This is a genomic window from Paenibacillus sp. BT-177, from assembly GCF_025846815.2.
Taxonomy (GTDB): domain Bacteria; phylum Bacillota; class Bacilli; order Paenibacillales; family Paenibacillaceae; genus Paenibacillus; species Paenibacillus polymyxa_C.
This window is the reverse complement of the sequence record NZ_JAOYTP010000001.1, coordinates 710,966-729,868: the sequence shown is the minus strand read 5'-3', so window position 1 is coordinate 729,868 and position 18,903 is coordinate 710,966. Positions and strand designations below refer to the sequence as shown.

The window sequence follows — 18,903 nt, the reverse complement described above, 5'->3', positions numbered from 1 at the left end:
ATGAAACAATCTCGTCCGGCGCCAGATATATGGCTTTTCGTCTGTATTGTAAGCTTGTTAGCCATCGGCATGGTTATGGTATACAGCGCGGGCGCCGTCCTCGCTTTTCACGAGTACGGGGACTCCTACTATTTTGTTAAACGACAATTGCTGTTTGCGGGGCTCGGCCTTGTAGCCATGTACTTTACTGCCCGAACGGACTATCGGATTTGGCAGAAATATGCCAAGGTCGTATTGTTGATCTGTCTGGCTCTACTGGTTGCCGTTTTAATCCCTGGCATTGGTGTAGTAAGAGGCGGAGCACGAAGCTGGCTCGGTATTAGCTCTTTTGGCATTCAGCCTTCCGAGTTTATGAAGCTGGGTATGATTCTTTTTCTCTCTCAATGGCTCAGTCGTCCTGACTATGATATTAGCTCTTTTACGCGCGGGCTGTTGCCTCCGCTTGGGCTCATGGGACTGGCCTTTGGGCTCATCATGCTCCAGCCTGATTTGGGCACAGGCACGGTAATGATGGGAGCATCCATGCTGATCGTATTTACGGCAGGCGCGCGTATGAAGCATCTTGGTCTACTGGCCTTGTCGGGGGCAGCGGGGTTTGCTGCACTGATTGCAGCTGCCCCTTATCGACTCCAGCGTATTACCGCATTTCTGGACCCTTGGTCTGATCCACTTGGCGCGGGTTATCAAATTATTCAATCGCTATATGCTATTGGTCCTGGCGGATTGGCAGGCTTGGGGCTCGGCATGAGTCGGCAAAAATATAGCTACGTTCCTGAGCCACAGACGGACTTTATCTTTTCCATACTGGCGGAGGAGCTTGGTTTTATCGGTGGAATGACGGTGCTGGGGCTTTTTTTGGTCCTTGTTTGGAGAGGGATGCGTGTGGCTATTACCATCCCGGACACCTATGGCAGTTTGCTTGCGGTAGGTATTGTCGGAATGGTGGCGGTACAGGTCGTTATTAATATTGGTGTTGTTATCGGTCTAATGCCGGTGACAGGAATAACACTGCCCTTAATCAGCTATGGAGGTTCTTCATTGACCTTAATGCTAACTGCTCTGGGCATTTTATTAAATTTATCACGTTATGCGAGGTGAACGTTTATGCGCGTCGTGTTGAGCGGCGGCGGTACTGGAGGGCATATTTATCCAGCGCTGGCCGTAGCCAGACAGTGCGAAGAAATAGATCCGGACGCTGAATTTTTATACATTGGCGGTCAACGAGGACTCGAAAGTAAATTAGTTCCTCAGGAAAAAATTCCATTTGAGGCTATTGATATCACAGGATTTCGTCGCAGCTTGTCTGTAGAAAATATAAAAACAATCATGCGCTTTTTCAAAGGAGTTCGCAGGTCCAAAGCATTATTAAAGAAATTTAAGCCAGATATCGTTATTGGCACCGGGGGATATGTATGCGGCCCTGTCGTTTATGCAGCTTCCAAGTTGGGAATACCCAGCATTATTCATGAACAAAATGCGATTCCTGGGTTGACCAATGCATTTCTGAGTCGCTATGTGGATACAGTGGCTGTTAGCTTTGAAGGCTCGGAAGGAGCTTTTCCTAAAGCTAAAAATGTACTTTACACTGGGAACCCGCGTGCTACAACAGTTCGTTTGGCTAACCGGGATCGAGGATTTGCTACGATAGGGGTTCCGATGAACAGCTCGGTGGTCCTGGTGGTTGGCGGCAGCAGAGGGGCGAAGGCCATTAATGATGCCATGATTGCAATGGTTCCGCAACTTTCGCAACTGAAAGACGTCCATTTTGTATATGTGACCGGCGAATCTTACTATGAGCAAACGCTGGACAGCATACGAAATCAGATCGGCTCATTGCCCAATCATCTACACGTGCTTCCCTATATTCACAATATGCCTGAGGTACTGGCTTGTACCTCTTTGATTGTTAATCGCGCAGGTGCGTCCTTCTTGGCAGAGATTACATCGCTCGGCATTCCGTCCATTCTGATTCCATCACCCAATGTGACGAATAACCACCAGGAGGCTAATGCTCGTACACTTGAAAAGGCAGGGGCTTCTGTCATGATCACAGAAAAGGAATTGAGTGGCCCGGCTCTGTTTCAATCTATAGCGGAAATTATGAAGGATGAGGCAAGGCGGAGCCGGATGGCGGAGTTGGCATCTGCGCTTGGTAAGCCTGACTCAGCAGATATTTTAGTAAAAGAAATGGAGCGTCTTGCCCATAAAAGGTAGTACGCAGCGCAGATTTGGGCGGTTGTCACACACCGGACGGTATTTACATAGGATACCCTATAGATTGTGACCATCACCCAGGCTGCCGGTTGTTAGGTGAGAGCCTTATAACGATGCGGGGCAAGCAACAAGGAGGTTTCAGTACAATGCAGCAATGGATGCCATTATTAGCGGAGCATGATATCGGAAAAGTGCTGGAGCATGAACCGCTGTCCAAGTATACGACCTGGAAGATCGGAGGCCCTGCGGATGCTCTTGTGATCCCGGATACCAAAGAGCAATTGGCAAAGATTTTGAAGCTGGCTAGCGAGCACGGAATTCCCTGGATGCAGTTGGGGCGGGGCTCCAACATGCTCGTCTCTGACAAAGGGATTCGGGGACTGGTGATCAAGCTGGGACCAGGATTTGATTATGTTCGTTTTGAGGATGAACAGATCGTTGCTGGTGGAGGCGTTTCACTGGTCAAACTATGTGTTATGGCTAGCAAGCAGGGTCTGTCAGGCCTTGAGTTTGCTGGTGGTATTCCAGGATCGGTCGGTGGGGCTGTCTACATGAACGCCGGTGCCCACGGGTCTGATGTGTCACAAATATTCCAGTCCGCTGAGATTGTGCTGGATACAGGGGAATTGGCTGTGTACAATGCCGAGGATATGCATTTTAGCTATCGTCACTCCGTGCTGCATGAGCAACGTGGAATGGTGACAGAGGCAGTGTTCCAGATGAAGCGGGGGGACCGAGAGGAAATCTCAGCAGCGCTTGCGGCTTTTAAAGACCGCCGTAGGCTGACCCAGCCGCTACAGTTAGCTTGTGCAGGAAGCGTGTTCCGTAATCCACCAGGAGACTATGCTGCCCGGCTTATTGAAAGCGCAGGTCTTAAAGGTTTGAAGGCGGGAGGCGCTGAGGTATCTGTACAGCATGCTAATTTCATTGTAAATACCGGTCAAGCGACAGCAGAGGACGTGCTTACCCTAATGAAGCATATTCAAAGTACAATATCATCTCAAACCGGCATCAAGCTAGTTCCGGAGGTTTTCGTAGTGGGTGAGCGGTAAACTCGGAGGTGATACATTGGACAAATTGGTGATTGAGGGAGGCCGTCCCCTGTCAGGCACCATACGTATCCATGGGGCGAAAAATGCGGCACTACCTATTCTTGCAGCAAGCTTGCTTGCACAAGGTAAGGTGGAAATTCGGAATGTCCCCCATCTTTTAGACATTAAGGTCATGCTGCATATCCTAGAAAGACTTGGTTGCACATGCCGACATGAAGAGGAAACGGTATATGTGGATACATCGTCCGTCCGAACGTTCCAAATTCCTGAGGATTTGATGAAGCAAATGCGGTCATCTATCTTTCTAATGGGGCCGCTGCTCGCCAGATACGGAGAAGTTTCCATTTACCAGCCCGGAGGCTGCGCCATAGGCGAGCGCAAAATAGATCTTCACCTGGAGGGCTTAAAAGCCCTTGGCGCAGAGATCGAGGAGAAAGACGAGCAAATTACGTTTCGAGCCCACAAGCTGATCGGCTCGGACATCCACATGGATTTTCCGAGCGTAGGGGCAACAGAAAATATTATGATGGCTGCCGCGCTGGCCGAAGGACGAACAACGATTACCAATGCAGCGAGGGAACCAGAGATTCAGGATCTTCAAAACTTTCTGAATGCCATGGGAGCCCATATTATTGGTGCAGGAACAGACACAATTACAATTACGGGGGTCAGTCAACTCAATCCTTGTACGTATGAGGTCATTCCTGACCGCATAGTAGCTGGAACGGTTATGATTGCAGCGGCAGCTACACGAGGTAGTGTGTCATTGACACACTGCAATCCTTCCCACTTGTCTGCTCTGATTCACGTCCTTAGGCGGGCTGGTGTTCAAATCGGCATCTTGAATGATATAATGACCGTAAGTTGTATGAGCCGTCCCAAAGCAGTGGAGAGGATCGTTACCTCACCTTATCCGTCATTTCCGACGGATTTGCAATCTCAGGTCATGGTGTTGCTTTCTTTGGCGGACGGCTTCAGTGTCATGAAAGAGACTGTCTTTGAAAGCCGATTTAAGCATGTAGATGAACTGAATGTAATGGGTGCTGATATTACGGTCGATGCGAATGCTGCTTTTATAAGAGGGGTTTCTCGTTTGTACGGGGCTACAGTAGAGGCTACCGATCTGCGGGCAGGGGCTGCACTGGTTATAGCCGGTCTAGCCGCTCAAGGACGTACCATTGTCGAGCAGGTTCACCACATTGACAGAGGGTATGACCGGATCGAACGTCTTTTCCAGGGATTGGGTGCCCGAATGAGCCGTCAGTCTCCGGTGCCCGAGCAACTGGATTTCGTAAATTAATGCCTGTAATGTCCCTCCGTTAACGGGGGGACAAAAGGCTTTTGTGGAGAGAAGCTATGCCAAATGCTCAAATACCTGTTCTTAAAAAGAACAGAACGAAAAAAAGAACAAGCCGGAAGATTGCTATTCTTCTCATTTTGTTGTTTATTGTACTGCTCGCTGTTCTCTTTTTCCGTTCTTCGTTGAGTCAGGTTTCTGAAATTCGTTTTGATGGTAATGTATTTTCGACCCGGGAGCAACTTCTCAATCGAAGTGGTCTCGCTGTCGGAGATCAATATTTCGGAGTCAGTTCATCCGACGTCTCTGAGAAGCTGCGGGAAATTCAGTCAATTCAGCAAGTCACAGTGGACAAGCAGTTTCCGGGTATCATTACGATTCACATTAAAGAGTTTGCTACGGTAGCTTACGAGTTGCAAAGCGACGGTAGCCTGCGTGCTATTCTAGCAAATGGGACAAGCGTGGGCGTAGGAAGCAGTGGAATAGCGGTTGAAAAGCCTATTTTGACTAAATGGAAATCAGATGATCCCTACAAAGCGAAGCTGTGTGATGCTTTATCACGCATTCCGGGAGAATGGACAGCTGATATTTCGGAAATCATTCCCGCACCGATTCCTTCTTTTCCAGACCGTATAAAAATGTACACGCGTTCCCAATTTGAGGTTATTACAACCGTTTCATTGTTGAACTCTAAAATCAGCTATTTGAACCAGGTGCTAGAAACAGAAGATCCTGGTGTGATCACAATGCTGGAGGCGGATTCCTACGTTCCATTCAAACCCGATACGAGCGAAGAGGGCCAAGAAAAAGATACTACTCAGTGATGTGAAAAAATGCTAGAATTGATTTTATGGGTAATAGACTTGCCTCCTTCTTTTTTCTTCAAATTTTTATGTGACTGCAACCATAAATTGGCTTCTAAAAAATTTGTAGAAAAAAGAGGGAAAGCATGGAGTATGTTGAATATGTACAGAGTGTGTTTAAAGAACGAAATTCATTTTGGAGTCAGGAGGTGCCACAGACTTGAGCAACAATGACATCATTGTTAGTTTGGACATCGGTACATCCAAAGTTCGGGCTATTATTGGGGAAATGAATAATGGAACCTTTAATATTATTGGAGTTGGATCTGCCGACTCGGAAGGGATTCGCAAAGGTGCAATTGTAGACATTGATCAAACCGTGCAATCAATCCGTAACGCCGTGGATCACGCAGAACGCATGGTTGGTATTCAAATAACAGAAGTGTATGTGGGGATTTCAGGCAACCATATTGGTCTGCAAAATAGTCATGGCGTAGTAGCCGTGTCCAACGAGGACCGTGAAATCGGCGAGGAGGACATTGAACGTGTACTGAAGGCAGCAGAAGTAATTGCCGTACCACCGGAGAGAGAAATTATTGACGTGGTAGCCAAGCAGTATGTCGTAGATGGCCTTGAAGGAATTCAGGACCCTCGTGGTATGATCGGTGTTCGTCTCGAAGTAGAGGCTACGATTGTTACTGGAGGCAAGACCCCAATACATAATCTGTTGCGCTGCGTTGAGAAAGCCGGCCTGAGGATTAAAGATCTCGTCTTGTTGCCTCTTGGAGCTGGACAGTTGTCTCTTTCGAAGGATGAAAAGGTGATGGGTTCCGTGCTGGTGGATATTGGTGCAGGTTCTACGAATGTGGCCATTTTCCAGGAAGGAACGATTGTTGCTACATCAACACTCCCCATCGGCGGAGAATTTGTAACCAATGATATTGCCTACGGACTGAGAACCCTTACCGATCAAGCTGAAAAAGTAAAACTCAAATACGGCTGCGCTTGGTATGATGATGCAGCAGCCGATGTCGTCTTTAAAGTGACCCGTATCGGCAGTAATGTAGATAAGGAGTTCAACCAACAGGATTTGGCTGCTATTATTGAGCCGAGAGTACAGGAAATTTTTCAACTCATTCAGGCGGAAGTTAAGCGCTTGGGTTACACAGAGCTTCCGGGGGGTTATATACTTACCGGAGGCACCGTCTCCATGCCTGGTGTACTTCAGGTGGCACAAAGCGAACTGGCCGCTTCCGTAAGGATCGCTGTACCTGATTTTATCGGTGTAAGGGATCCGGGATATACGAGCGGAGTTGGTATCTTGCATAATGCTATCCGTTACTATCGCGGGAGATCGACTAGTGTTAGCAACAGTGGCGGTAGTACCAAGAAGCCGACTAGCCGAACCAAGAGCAGCAGTCCCGTTGCGGAAGGCGAGCAAAAGCAGGGGTTGATTGAACGCTTAAAAAATATGTTCAGTGAATTTATATAACGTTCATTGCTAATTATGCCAATCATGGACGGGCCATCCATGCACATTGAGGGGGAGATGGAATAGTATGTTGGAATTTGATTTTGAAATGGAGAGCTTGGCTCAAATTAAAGTGATCGGCGTCGGAGGCGGCGGCAGCAATGCAGTTAACCGAATGATCGAAAATGGAGTTCAGGGTGTAGAGTTCATTACAGTCAATACAGATGCCCAGGCGCTTCACTTGGCGAAGTCTGAGCACAAGCTTCAAATTGGCGATAAGCTCACTCGCGGTCTGGGTGCCGGGGCTAACCCTGATGTGGGTAAAAAAGCGGCTGAAGAGTCGCGTGAGCTTATTATGAATACGCTCAAAGGCGCGGATATGGTATTCGTAACTGCGGGAATGGGTGGCGGTACAGGAACCGGAGCGGCCCCTGTCATTGCTGAAATTGCTAAGGAATGCGGTGCGCTGACTGTAGGCGTGGTAACCCGACCATTCACATTTGAAGGGCGTAAACGCTCCAATCAAGCTGAACTTGGCATTGAGGGATTGAAAGAAAAAGTAGACACCTTGATTGTAATCCCGAATGATCGCTTGCTTGAAATTGTGGACAAGAAAACTCCAATGCTGGAAGCATTCCGTGAAGCGGATAATGTTCTACGTCAGGCCGTACAAGGTATTTCGGATTTGATCGCTGTACCGGGTCTGATCAACCTTGACTTCGCTGACGTAAAAACGATCATGACGGAGCGTGGCTCCGCGTTGATGGGGATTGGCGAAGCTACAGGTGAAAATCGTGCGGCTGAAGCAGCGCGTAAGGCTATCATGAGTCCGTTGCTGGAGACATCCATAGAAGGTGCGCGTGGTGTCATTATGAACATCACTGGCGGCACCAATTTGTCTCTATACGAGGTCAATGAGGCGGCTGAAATTGTAACATCAGCTTCCGATCCGGAAGTGAACATGATTTTCGGTGCTATCATTGATGAAGACTTGAAAGAAGAGATTAAGGTTACCGTGATCGCCACTGGTTTTGAAGGTAAGCCGAGCCAGCCAGCACCGGGACGTAGACCGGCAGCTAACCCAGCGGCTTCCGAAGCAACGGAAAAGTCCTCTCCTAACTTGCGTCCATTCGGTAACACTCAAAGCAGTGACCAATTGGATATTCCGACATTCTTACGTAACCGTTCACGCAATAATAATAACGATAACTAGTTTGAATTTAGAAAGCCCGCATTCTCCTTGGAGATGCGGGCTTCTTTCTGTTTTCTCCCGCATTCCACACGGCCAGTGCTTCTCCTCTTTCCGACAAAATTAGTCGGACACCGTCCCCACCGTTAGACAGACTTTGAACCGTATGACTACTATACTTAAGCCTATCCTGCAAAATGCTGGGCGGGTGAATCCTTGGTTGTTTATATCGATTTGATTTTCTTGGCCAATTTGTTCATTGATGCTGTGTTGCTAATCGTCACCGCCTGGATGAGAAAGATCCGACCCGTGTGGTGGCGATTGATGACTTCAGCTGGAATTGGCGCAATGTACGTGGTCATGATGTTTGTGCCGGAGCTGTCATTTTTGTTTACGTTTCTAATCAAGCTGGTCTTATCGGTCATTATGCTGCTAGTGGCCTTTGGCTTTGGCAGCATGCAAAAGTATCTTCGTACAATGGGTGCCTTTTACATGATCAATTTTGTAGCAGCAGGTGGCATTTTGGGGATGCATTATTTTCTCCAGAATACGGGAGAATTGTTTAATGGTATCTGGTATACCGCTTCAGGTGGAATGTCTTTTGAATTAAAAATCGCATTCTGGTTTATTTTATGCGCATTTGGCGGAGTGATGCTCTTCTTTCGTATTGTGCAGTCCTCAAAGCAGCGTACAGAAAGGATGAGTGGCTTTTTGGGGCAAGTACAGGTGTGGATTGGGCAGGATCATATTGAGTGTACAGGCTTGTTGGATACAGGTAACCAACTGCATGATCCATTGACCCGAACCCCAGTAATGGTGATGGAGGCGGCTTTGTGGGAATCGTATTTACCCGCCTCTTGGCTCCAAAAATGTTCTGAGGGTAATGCTGATCAACTAGTGATGGATCTGGGGGAGGAACCGTTCAGCTGGCAGGATCGTGTTCGTCTCGTTCCCTATCGTGGAATTAACAAAAGTCATTCCTTTATGCTCGCACTCAAACCAGATCGAGTAGAGGTGGTGATGAATGGGGTTCATTTTGTACATCATCGAGTGCTGATTGGCTTAGACGGGGGGAAGTTGTCGGCAGAGGGCAAATATCGTGCCATCATCCACCCAGATGTGACGGCACACGAAGAGGGGGAGGCTGATACAAACCTAAAACGAAAAGCATATGCTAGAGACCATTTTACAGAATCAGGATAATGAAGAAGAGCGTAGGACAAGGTTTAAAGACGAGGAGAAACATTCAATGCTGGAATGGACGGAGCTCAGTAACACTTAACTTGTACTATTTTCAAAAGGGGGAGAATGATATGAGGGAGCAAATGAATTTAAAAATGAAATTTAGGCTAGCATGGCAACTGCAATATTATCGTATTTTATTTTTATTCGGGCTGAAAAGTGAAGAAATTTATTATATTGGCGGTAGCGAGGCGCTCCCCCCTCCATTGACAAGAGACGAGGAAGAGTATTTGCTTGGAAAGCTTTCTTCTGGAGATGCAGCAGTACGGTCGATGCTAATCGAGAGAAATTTGCGGTTAGTTGTGTATATTGCCCGTAAATTTGAGAATACGGGCATCAACATTGAGGATCTCGTATCCATCGGTGCTATCGGGCTGATCAAAGCGGTGAACACTTTTGATCCGGAGAAGAAAATCAAACTTGCCACCTATGCATCCCGATGCATTGAGAATGAGATTTTAATGTATTTGCGTCGCAATAGCAAAACGAGAACGGAGGTTTCTTTTGATGAGCCTCTGAATATCGATTGGGATGGTAATGAGTTGTTGCTTTCCGATGTGATGGGAACGGAAAATGATACCATTTATCGTAATATTGAGGAGCAAGTAGACCGTAAATTATTGCATAAGGCACTGGATAAGCTGACGGATCGAGAGCGTTTGATTATGGAACTTCGCTTCGGTTTACAAGACGGAGAAGAGAAGACACAGAAGGATGTTGCTGACCTGTTGGGTATATCGCAATCGTATATTTCGCGTCTGGAAAAACGAATTATAAAGCGCTTACGAAAGGAATTTAATAAAATGGTATAATGCTTGGAGATATCCGGAAGCGATGGAAACGGCGAATAAAAAAATGCCCTCAGGAGATAATGTACATTAATGTTGCTCCTTGGGAGGTAAGACACGATGACCCGAAACAAAGTGGAAATTTGCGGTGTGGATACTGCTAAACTGCCGGTATTAACCAATGCAGAAATGCGCGAGCTGTTCACATCACTTCAGCAAAATAATGAACGATCAGCCAGAGAAAAATTGGTCAACGGCAATCTCCGGCTCGTCCTGAGTGTAATTCAGCGTTTTAACAATCGGGGGGAGTTTGTGGACGATTTGTTCCAGGTAGGATGCATCGGCCTGATGAAGGCGATTGATAATTTTGACCTTTCGCAAAACGTAAAGTTCTCCACTTATGCGGTGCCGATGATCATCGGAGAGATCCGCCGTTATTTGCGGGATAACAATCCGATCCGTGTGTCCCGTTCGTTGCGGGATATTGCATATAAGGCGCTTCAGGTGCGGGACAGTCTGACAAATCTGAACTCGCGGGAACCAACGATTTTTGAAATATCAGAAGTGCTAAATGTGCCTAAAGAAGATGTTGTGTTCGCATTGGATGCGATTCAGGATCCAGTTTCGCTGTTCGAGCCGATATATCACGACGGGGGCGACCCAATCTATGTGATGGATCAGATCAGTGATGACAGAAATAAAGACGTCTCATGGATTGAGGAAATCGCTCTCCGGGAAGCGATGCATCGCCTGGGCCAGCGTGAAAAGATGATATTGTCTATGCGTTTTTATGAAGGAAAGACGCAAATGGAGGTTGCCGACGAAATCGGTATCTCTCAAGCCCAGGTTTCGAGATTAGAGAAGTCGGCTATACAGCAAATGCAAAAACATGTAAAGTCCTAATGAAATGAACAAAATGTTTGAATGATTCAGTGACAAAAACGATCCCGTGCGGATCGTTTTTGCGTTTGTAGGACATTTTTTGGGCTCTTCCACTCATATAGTGAAATAAAGGATGTGATGCGTGTGAATGCACCGGAAACGTCAGTAAGAGCCATGAAAATTTCCGAGTTTCAAACCAAGGATGTCATTAACATTGTAGATGGACGACGTCTGGGACAAATCAGTGATCTGGAGATTGACGTACGACAAGGGAAAATTGAAGCTATTGTGGTTCCGGGCAGCAGTCGATTCATGGGCTGGTTTGGAGGGGGAAGCGAATTGGTTATTCCGTGGCGCAACATTGTGAAAATTGGTTCGGATGTTGTGCTTGTTCGACTGGAGGGATTGCATGAGCCACCGGATGAAAGGGAGGAAAAGCTGTATATCGAACGTCAGGAGCGGAATGACCGACGGGTCTTTTGAACAGGAGGGACACGTAATTTAGTATGTTGTGAAGACACAGCGGCGGCTTTTTGGTACACTGGGCAGTAGAGGTGAGAACAAAATGGAACCGTTTATAGTGAATACCGAGGCTAAAGGGACTACGCCCATGCAAGATGGCAGACGTCCCGTGCCGGAGTTGTTATATATTCAATCTTGGGAGCGGCAGGTTCAGGGATTAACAGCGGGGTTTACAGGGCGTCATGGCGGTGTCAGTGAAGCGCCATACGATAGTCTGAACTGTGCGTTTCATGTAGGGGATGACCCCGAGAAAGTCATTCGCAACCGCCGATTAATTGCTGAGCAGCTTGGTTTTGCTGCTGAAGCGTGGACGTGCGGCGAGCAGGTCCACGGTAATCATGTTGCTGTTGTCCAGGCTGCTGATCGTGGGCGAGGCTTTATGGATCGTGCATCAGCTTTTCAGGACACAGATGGACTTTTGACGAATATACCAGGCATTTTGCTGACGTCCTTTTATGCGGACTGTGTCCCCCTATATTTTTGTGATCCCGTGCATCGTGTGATTGGGTTGGCGCATGCAGGCTGGAAGGGAACAGTGGCGAAGATTGCGTTGAAAATGGTACAGACCATGCAAATTGAATATGGATCTCAGCCGTCCGATATACTAGCAGCTATTGGTCCTTCCATTAGTCCTGAATCCTATGAGGTAGATGAACATGTGATGAGCCAAATTCGGGTTTTAGAGCATGATTGCCCGGGTAATGATAAATGGGAAGGTTCTGTTTATTTCCCTTTAACGGGCGGAAAAACCCTACTCGACTTGAAACAATGCAATCGACACATTATGATGAAAGCAGGAATATTGCCGAGCCATATCGAATGTACTACCTTGTGCACGAGTAGCCGTAGCGATTTGTTTTTTTCATATCGCAAGGAAGGCGGCGTTACAGGAAGAATGGCGAGTTGGATTGGTCTGGAAGAGAGGTGAGTCCTCCCGTGTCTTTGGAGGAACGAATTAAAGAAGTCAACGCCCGTATCGAAGCGGCATGTGCCCGTAGCGGACGTTCGCGTGATGAAGTAAATGTGATCGCTGTCACGAAATATGTTTCGGCGGCGGCAATGGCATCCGTATTGGATAACGACTTGGAGCATGTGGGCGAAAATCGCTGGCAGGATGCTGCGGATAAATGGAGCAAGTTGGGTGATCGGGGAACGTGGCATTTTATTGGTCATCTCCAAACGAATAAGGTTAAAGATGTAATTGGAAAATTTAAATTTATACATTCGCTTGATCGCTTATCGCTCGCTCAGGAATTGGATAAGAAGGCAGCCGCTTTGGGACTGCGAGTCAAAGCTTTTGTGCAAGTCAATATTTCTGGGGAAATTTCAAAATACGGCTTATCCCCCGAGGCGGTCGCCCCTTTCTTGGAACAAATTCGCGAGTTGGAACATGTGGACGTAATCGGCTTGATGACCATGGCTCCTCATGAGGAAGACCCAGAACATACTCGACCTGTGTTTCGAGGATTGCGTGAACTGCGTGATCGGTTAAATGGACAAGCCTTGACTAGAGAACCTATCGTTCACTTGTCTATGGGGATGTCCAATGATTTTGAAGTGGCGGTTGAAGAAGGAGCGACTTGGTTGCGGCTTGGTTCCGTACTGGTCGGACGAGAGGAGGATTTTCAGTGGGCGTAATGAATAAGTTCATGAACTTTCTGGGCCTTCAGGAAGAAGAGGAAGTTATAGAGCGAGAGGTTATGAATACGCCGGAAGATCAAGAAATTGAAACCCCAAGCTTTGATAAACGTAAGAACCAGAAGGGCACGAATGTTGTCAGCATCCATTCACAAAAAAATGTGAAAGTTGTTCTGTATGAGCCGCGTTCTTACGATGAAGCACAGGAAATCGCCGACCATATCCGTTCCCACCGCACCGTCGTGGTTAACTTGCAACGAATTCGCAAGGATCAGGCGCTACGCATCATTGATTTTTTGAGTGGCACTGTGTATGCACTGAGTGGCGGCATTTCGAAGGTCGGTAACAATATTTTTCTGTGCACACCGGATACGGTTGAAATTCAAGGCTCCATTACGGAGATACTGGCTGACACTGAACAAGAACTTAACAGAATGAGGTGAGCTTTTCTTGATCGAGGTAATTTACTGGCTATTTCAGATTTATTCGTACATGATCATTGCATATGTCCTGCTGTCATGGCTTCCTAATGCCAGAGAGAGTGTGATCGGTGATTTACTTGCCAGGTTTGTGGAGCCATATTTGTCTCCTTTCCGCAGGTTTATACCGCCAATCTTCGGGATGATTGATATTTCACCTATCGTAGCGCTGATTGCTCTGCGTTTCGCATCGTACGGTTTGATTTCTTTAATCGGCAATTTCGTCTAGGAGGATTTATGCGGACTGAGATTTATGAGCATTTTCACCCGGATGAACGGGATTATGTGGATCGTGCTTCCGAATGGATCAGTCATGCGGGAGCTTATCATGAGCAGAAGCTGACTGATTTTTTGGATCCGCGGCAACAGTACATATTGGAGACACTTGCTTCGAAGGAAGACAAGGTCACGATTAGGGTAGATGGCGGATACATGGCTTCGGAACGAAAGCGGGCGCTGATTGCGCCCGATTATTCGTATTTGGATGATGAGGAAATGGGAATTCAGGTCCTTTCCATCTCTTCTGATGATCATAAAATCAATACCCTTGAGCACGGCGATTATCTAGGTGCCATTTTGGGGCTTGGAATCAAGCGTGGAAAAATCGGGGACATTCACGTGCTGGACGATGGGTGTCATGTGTTGGTGGCATCAGAGATCGGAGATTTTATAACCATGCATTTGCAGCAGGTACATCGTATTCATGTTTGGACAGAACTGTTGCCAGTAGCAAGTCTCCGAACGAAGGAAGTTGCATTAGAGGCGATGGATCTGACGGTCGCTTCTTTGCGTCTGGACGGGATTGCCAGTGACGTCTACAAATTGAGTCGCAGTAAAATATTAACACCGATTCGAGCGGGACGATGTCGGGTAAACTGGAAGGTGGAGGAGAATCCATCTACTTCACTTAAGGTTGGGGACGTTATTTCCATGCAGGGATTTGGGCGTTTCAAAGTGCTTGAAACAGACGGGATGACAAAAAAGGGTAGATTCCGTGTCAAAATTGGTAAGTTTGTATAGCTGTAGGCAGGATTCATGAGCTTTCTGTCGAAAGAATTAACCTATAGCGAAGAACTGGAACGATTTTGCTCTGTACAGTATTCACAAAACGGGGTATGATGACCGATAGATGATAATGAGCGTCGTGACGCGGAAAATGAATTTTTTGTCAATCTTATAGGAGGTGGACGGCATGCCATTAACGCCATTGGATATACATAATAAGGAATTTGCCCGCCGGCTTCGCGGTTATGATGAGGATCAGGTTAATGAATTTTTGGATCAGGTGATCAAGGATTACGAGGGCGTTATTCGTGAAAATAAAGAACTGAGCACCCAGTTGCTGAACGTACAGGAGAAGCTCGATCATTTTGCGACGATTGAGGATACACTGAGTAAGACAATTATTGTCGCGCAGGAAGCAGCTGATGAAGTTCGCAACAACGCCAAGAAAGAATCTCAACTGATCGTGAAGGAAGCGGAAAAAAATGCGGATCGTATTGTGAACGAAGCATTGTCCAAATCCCGCAAAATCGCGTTGGAGGTTGAAGAACTGAAGAAACAGGCTTCAATTTACCGAGCACGGTTTCGTACATTGGTGGAAGCACAGCTTGACTTGTTAAGCCAAGATGGCTGGGAAGCACTTGAAAACCGGGAACGCGAAGTGCTGGAGCGCGAGCGTGAAATGAAAGAAATTTACTGATTTTGATTTCTGACAAGCTTTTCATTAGGTCTTGTTAGGGTTGACTTTTATCTTTAAACAGGCTATAACTGTAAATACTATACTGAATTCAACGATTATCCGTCTATTGGTTGATGGTTGTTATTCAAAGGCAACGATGTTGCTGGTTTAATATTCGATGAATTTAACATGTTTAATTCGTTGATGGGAACGAGTACGTCATGATTTGTCCCTCAGAGAGTTGGCCTTCCGGTGCAAGCCAACGTTCAGAACATGACTGAAGATCCTCCCGGAGAAGTGAGCTGAAGCGCTTAAATTTATGGCGTGTGTAAGCAATCACCGTTTGCCATGCGTTATAATGGCGCCCTGCTGAAGTTGAGTAGGGCTCAGAGAGTCGTGACAAGATCGTCTTCTTTAGACTGGTCTAATTACGGAATCAGGGTGGTAACGCGAGCACAGTCTCGTCCCTTTTACAGGGATGGGGCTTTTTTTGTTGCTTTTTTTAAGTGCGCTAGAACAATTAATGATGAGCAGAGAGGAAGTATGACGTTATGAACAGAGTGGATGTTAAAGAAAAAGCACGGTCACGTGACCTACGCATCCTGAGCAAATGGAAACAGGAGGACACGTTCCGTAAATCCATTACCAATCGTGAAGGAAAGCCTAATTTTGTGTTTTATGAGGGCCCACCAACAGCTAACGGCAAACCACACATCGGTCATGTGCTGGGTCGCGTAATTAAGGATTTCGTCGGCCGCTATCAGACCATGAAGGGATATCGTGTTGTACGTAAGGCGGGTTGGGATACGCATGGCCTGCCGGTAGAACTGGGTGTGCAAAAGCAACTGGGGATCTCTCACAAGCCTGAAATTGAAGAATACGGTGTTGAGAAATTTATTAAAAAATGTAAAGCGAGCGTGTTTGAATACGAGCAGCAGTGGCGCGATTTAACCGAAGCGATCGGATACTGGACAGACCTCGATCACCCATACATTACCTTGGACAATAACTATATCGAGAGTGTATGGAACATTTTGGCGACGATTCATGAGAAAGATCTGCTGTATCGTGGTCATCGTGTGAGTCCGTACTGCCCGGATTGTCAGACAACACTAAGTTCCCATGAAGTAGCACAGGGCTACAAAGATGTAAAGGATCTGAGTGCCACGGCCAAATTCAAGCTGCATAGCAGTGGTGAATATGTATTGGCCTGGACGACAACACCTTGGACCTTGCCGAGTCACGTGGCGCTCGCCGTCAACCCTGAGCTGGAATACGTACGTGTGAAGCAGGAAGATGGGGTATACATCGTTGCTAAAAATCTTGTTGAGACCGTAATTAAAGGTGATCATGAAGTGATTGGCACGCTATCGGGTTCAGAACTGGTAGGCCAAACCTATACCCCGCCATTTACTTATTTTCAGGTAGAGAAAGGTAACCAAATTCTGGGTGCCAAGTTCGTAACAGATTCCAGCGGTACAGGTATCGTTCATATGGCCCCGGCACATGGTGAGGATGACTATCGCGTATGTCGTGAAAATGGCGTTGGGTTTATCAACGTAGTGGATCTCCAAGGTAACTATGTAGCTGAAATCACTGATTTTGCAGGCCGTTTTGTGAAAGATTGCGATGTAGATATTGTGAAAATGCTGTCCGAAAAAGGGTTGCTGTACAGCAAGGAAAAATACGAGCATAGCTATCCGTTCTGCTGGCGCTGCGATACTCCCTTATTGTACTATGCGATGGACAGCTGGTTTATCAAAACAACTGCGATCAAGGATCAACTGATTGCCAACAACAGCGAAGTTGAATGGTACCCGGGCCATGTACGCGAAGGACGCTTCGGTAAGTTTTTGGAGGAACTGGTAGATTGGAACATCAGTCGCGATCGCTATTGGGGTACACCGCTCAATATCTGGGTTTGTGAGGAAACTGGAGAACAGTTCGCACCCCATAGTATTGCTGAATTGAGAGAACGTGCAATTGGGGATGTACCAGCGGATATCGAGCTACACAAACCTTATGTAGATGATATCAAGGTTCGTAGCCAATGCGGTAAATACGAAATGACTCGCACACCGGAAGTCATCGATGTATGGTTCGATAGCGGCTCTATGCCGTTTGCGCAGCATCACTATCCTTTTGAGAATAATGAAACGTTTGAGCAGCAATTTCCGGCAGATATGATCTGTGAAGGGATTGACCAGACTCGTGGCTGGTTCTATAGCTTGCTTGCGGTTTCGACGATGTTGACTGGCAAAGCTCCTTACAAAGCTGTCATGGCAACAGGCCATGTACTGGATGAGCAGGGGCAGAAAATGTCCAAATCGAAGGGTAATGTTATTGATCCGTGGGAAGTGATTGATGAGTACGGAACAGATGCTTTCCGCTGGGCATTACTGTCCGATAGTGCACCATGGAATAGCAAACGTTTTTCCAAAGGCATTGTAGGCGAGGCTAAATCGAAACTGGTAGATACGCTTGTCAATACACACGCATTTCTGACTCTGTATGCGGATATTGACGGATTTGATCCGGCACAGTATCCATTCAAGCCATCGGCACACAAGTTGGATCGCTGGATTTTATCCCGTCTAAGCAGCCTAATCTTGGTTGTGGATAAAGCATTGTCTGTAAATGACTTCCTGAACTCATCCAAAGCGATTGAGTCGTTTGTGGATGAGCTGAGTAACTGGTATATCCGTCGTTCACGTGATCGTTTCTGGGGTAACGGGCTTACAGAAGATAAGCTGGATGCGTATCGAACATTGACTGAGGTGTTGTTAACGACGGCGAAGCTGCTGGCACCGTTCACACCGCTGCTTGCTGAGGATATTTACCTCAACCTGAGCAATGGGGAAAGTGTTCATTTGGATGACTATCCGTCTGCCAATGAATCCTTAATTGATCTGGAACTGGAACGAGATATGGAAACAGCACGTCGCGTCGTTGAATTAGCACGTAATGTCCGTAACGAAACGGGTTTGAAAACACGTCAACCGTTGTCTGAATTGATTCTGTCTATGGATCAGGATTTTGACCTGAGCGGCTATGAAGAAATCATCAAAGACGAGATCAATGTAAAGCATATTCATGTTGAGACGGATGATAGCGGATTTGTTGATTTTACATTGAAGCTGAATTTGAAAGTAGCAGGCAAGAAATACGGCAAAAATGTCGGATTCCTACAAAACCTTTTCAAAGGAATGTCTGCTGAGGATACTCGTTCTGTTGTAGAAAAAGGAGTGCTGAACGTGGCTTCTCCAGAAGGCGAAGAGTTGCAAGTTACAGCCGAAGAATTGCTGGTGGAGAAAAAAGCAAAAGAAGGCTTCGCTTCTGCTTCTGGCTATGGCTTAACGGTAGCGCTGAACACAGATATTACACCGGAGCTTGAGCAAGAGGGCTGGGTACGTGAAGTGGTTCGCGCGGTACAAGACTACCGCAAAAAGCTGGATCTGCCGATTGAAAAGTATGTAGCATTGACGTTGGATGTAGACAGCGACTTGCGTCAGGCGATCGAAAGCTTCGACTCTGTGTTGCGTGAGAACGTATTGGTAACCACGGTGACATTTGGTCAAGCTGAACCAGCGGAACATGTAGAAGTGAACGGCAAAACCATCGGCGTTCATATTGGGGAATAATTAC

The 18,903-nt window shown here is 46.8% G+C and carries 18 protein-coding genes and 1 other annotated feature; all 18 genes read left to right on the top strand.

Annotated elements, in window-relative coordinates:
• The 18 genes from spoVE to ileS all read left to right on the top strand — a co-directional run bounded on the left by spoVE (position 1) and on the right by ileS (position 18,899).
• On the top strand, positions 1-1,098 hold the full coding sequence (spoVE, locus tag OIU26_RS03380) for a stage V sporulation protein E (protein ID WP_013372090.1): 1,098 nt from the start codon (positions 1-3) through the stop codon (positions 1,096-1,098).
• Positions 1,099-1,104: 6 nt separating this feature from the next.
• Entirely contained in the window at positions 1,105-2,214 is a 1,110-nt protein-coding gene (murG, locus tag OIU26_RS03375; protein WP_025677710.1) for an undecaprenyldiphospho-muramoylpentapeptide beta-N-acetylglucosaminyltransferase, read from the top strand.
• Between the two features lie 146 nt (positions 2,215-2,360).
• On the top strand, positions 2,361-3,266 hold the full coding sequence (gene murB / locus OIU26_RS03370; RefSeq protein WP_013372088.1) for a UDP-N-acetylmuramate dehydrogenase: 906 nt from the start codon (positions 2,361-2,363) through the stop codon (positions 3,264-3,266).
• Positions 3,256-4,566, top strand: a complete 1,311-nt coding sequence (gene murA, locus OIU26_RS03365; RefSeq protein WP_264215939.1) for a UDP-N-acetylglucosamine 1-carboxyvinyltransferase — start codon at positions 3,256-3,258, stop codon at positions 4,564-4,566. Before murB ends, murA begins: the two co-directional genes overlap by 11 nt.
• Before the next feature lie 56 nt (positions 4,567-4,622).
• The gene (locus OIU26_RS03360; protein WP_013372086.1) at positions 4,623-5,387 is read left to right on the top strand and encodes a cell division protein FtsQ/DivIB; all 765 of its coding nucleotides are present in this window, start codon (positions 4,623-4,625) and stop codon (positions 5,385-5,387) included.
• A gap of 199 nt (positions 5,388-5,586) precedes the next feature.
• Positions 5,587-6,858 carry a cell division protein FtsA gene (gene ftsA / locus OIU26_RS03355; RefSeq protein WP_040103330.1) on the top strand — a complete coding sequence of 424 codons (1,272 nt, stop codon included), beginning with the start codon at positions 5,587-5,589 and terminating at the stop codon, positions 6,856-6,858.
• Positions 6,859-6,925: 67 nt separating this feature from the next.
• A complete protein-coding gene (gene ftsZ / locus OIU26_RS03350; RefSeq protein WP_013372084.1) occupies positions 6,926-8,050 on the top strand; it encodes a cell division protein FtsZ in 1,125 nt (374 codons plus the stop codon).
• A gap of 192 nt (positions 8,051-8,242) precedes the next feature.
• A complete protein-coding gene (gene spoIIGA / locus OIU26_RS03345) occupies positions 8,243-9,229 on the top strand; it encodes a sigma-E processing peptidase SpoIIGA (protein WP_264215938.1) in 987 nt (328 codons plus the stop codon).
• 110 nt (positions 9,230-9,339) lie between these two features.
• Positions 9,340-10,080, top strand: coding sequence for an RNA polymerase sporulation sigma factor SigE (sigE, locus tag OIU26_RS03340; RefSeq protein ID WP_013372081.1), 741 nt, complete (start codon positions 9,340-9,342; stop codon positions 10,078-10,080).
• A gap of 96 nt (positions 10,081-10,176) precedes the next feature.
• Positions 10,177-10,959 carry an RNA polymerase sporulation sigma factor SigG gene (gene sigG / locus OIU26_RS03335; protein WP_013372080.1) on the top strand — a complete coding sequence of 261 codons (783 nt, stop codon included), beginning with the start codon at positions 10,177-10,179 and terminating at the stop codon, positions 10,957-10,959.
• A 117-nt stretch (positions 10,960-11,076) separates the two neighbouring features.
• Positions 11,077-11,421 carry a YlmC/YmxH family sporulation protein gene (locus tag OIU26_RS03330; RefSeq protein ID WP_016324551.1) on the top strand — a complete coding sequence of 115 codons (345 nt, stop codon included), beginning with the start codon at positions 11,077-11,079 and terminating at the stop codon, positions 11,419-11,421.
• 82 nt (positions 11,422-11,503) lie between these two features.
• Positions 11,504-12,388 (top strand): peptidoglycan editing factor PgeF, encoded by an 885-nt coding sequence (gene pgeF / locus OIU26_RS03325; protein WP_264215937.1) that lies wholly within the window; start codon positions 11,504-11,506, stop codon positions 12,386-12,388.
• Between the two features lie 8 nt (positions 12,389-12,396).
• Positions 12,397-13,098 (top strand): YggS family pyridoxal phosphate-dependent enzyme, encoded by a 702-nt coding sequence (locus OIU26_RS03320; RefSeq protein WP_058829867.1) that lies wholly within the window; start codon positions 12,397-12,399, stop codon positions 13,096-13,098.
• Positions 13,089-13,541 (top strand): cell division protein SepF, encoded by a 453-nt coding sequence (locus OIU26_RS03315; RefSeq protein WP_013372076.1) that lies wholly within the window; start codon positions 13,089-13,091, stop codon positions 13,539-13,541. Before OIU26_RS03320 ends, OIU26_RS03315 begins: the two co-directional genes overlap by 10 nt.
• Positions 13,542-13,548: 7 nt before the next feature.
• Positions 13,549-13,806, top strand: a complete 258-nt coding sequence (locus OIU26_RS03310; RefSeq protein WP_013372075.1) for a YggT family protein — start codon at positions 13,549-13,551, stop codon at positions 13,804-13,806.
• A gap of 8 nt (positions 13,807-13,814) precedes the next feature.
• Entirely contained in the window at positions 13,815-14,597 is a 783-nt protein-coding gene (locus tag OIU26_RS03305) for a YlmH/Sll1252 family protein (protein WP_264215936.1), read from the top strand.
• A 172-nt stretch (positions 14,598-14,769) separates the two neighbouring features.
• Positions 14,770-15,279 (top strand): DivIVA domain-containing protein, encoded by a 510-nt coding sequence (locus OIU26_RS03300; RefSeq protein ID WP_013311075.1) that lies wholly within the window; start codon positions 14,770-14,772, stop codon positions 15,277-15,279.
• Positions 15,280-15,450: 171 nt separating this feature from the next.
• Positions 15,451-15,730, top strand: a binding site (T-box leader).
• Positions 15,731-15,809: 79 nt separating this feature from the next.
• Entirely contained in the window at positions 15,810-18,899 is a 3,090-nt protein-coding gene (gene ileS / locus OIU26_RS03295) for an isoleucine--tRNA ligase (protein ID WP_264215935.1), read from the top strand.
• Positions 18,900-18,903 lie beyond the last annotated feature (4 nt).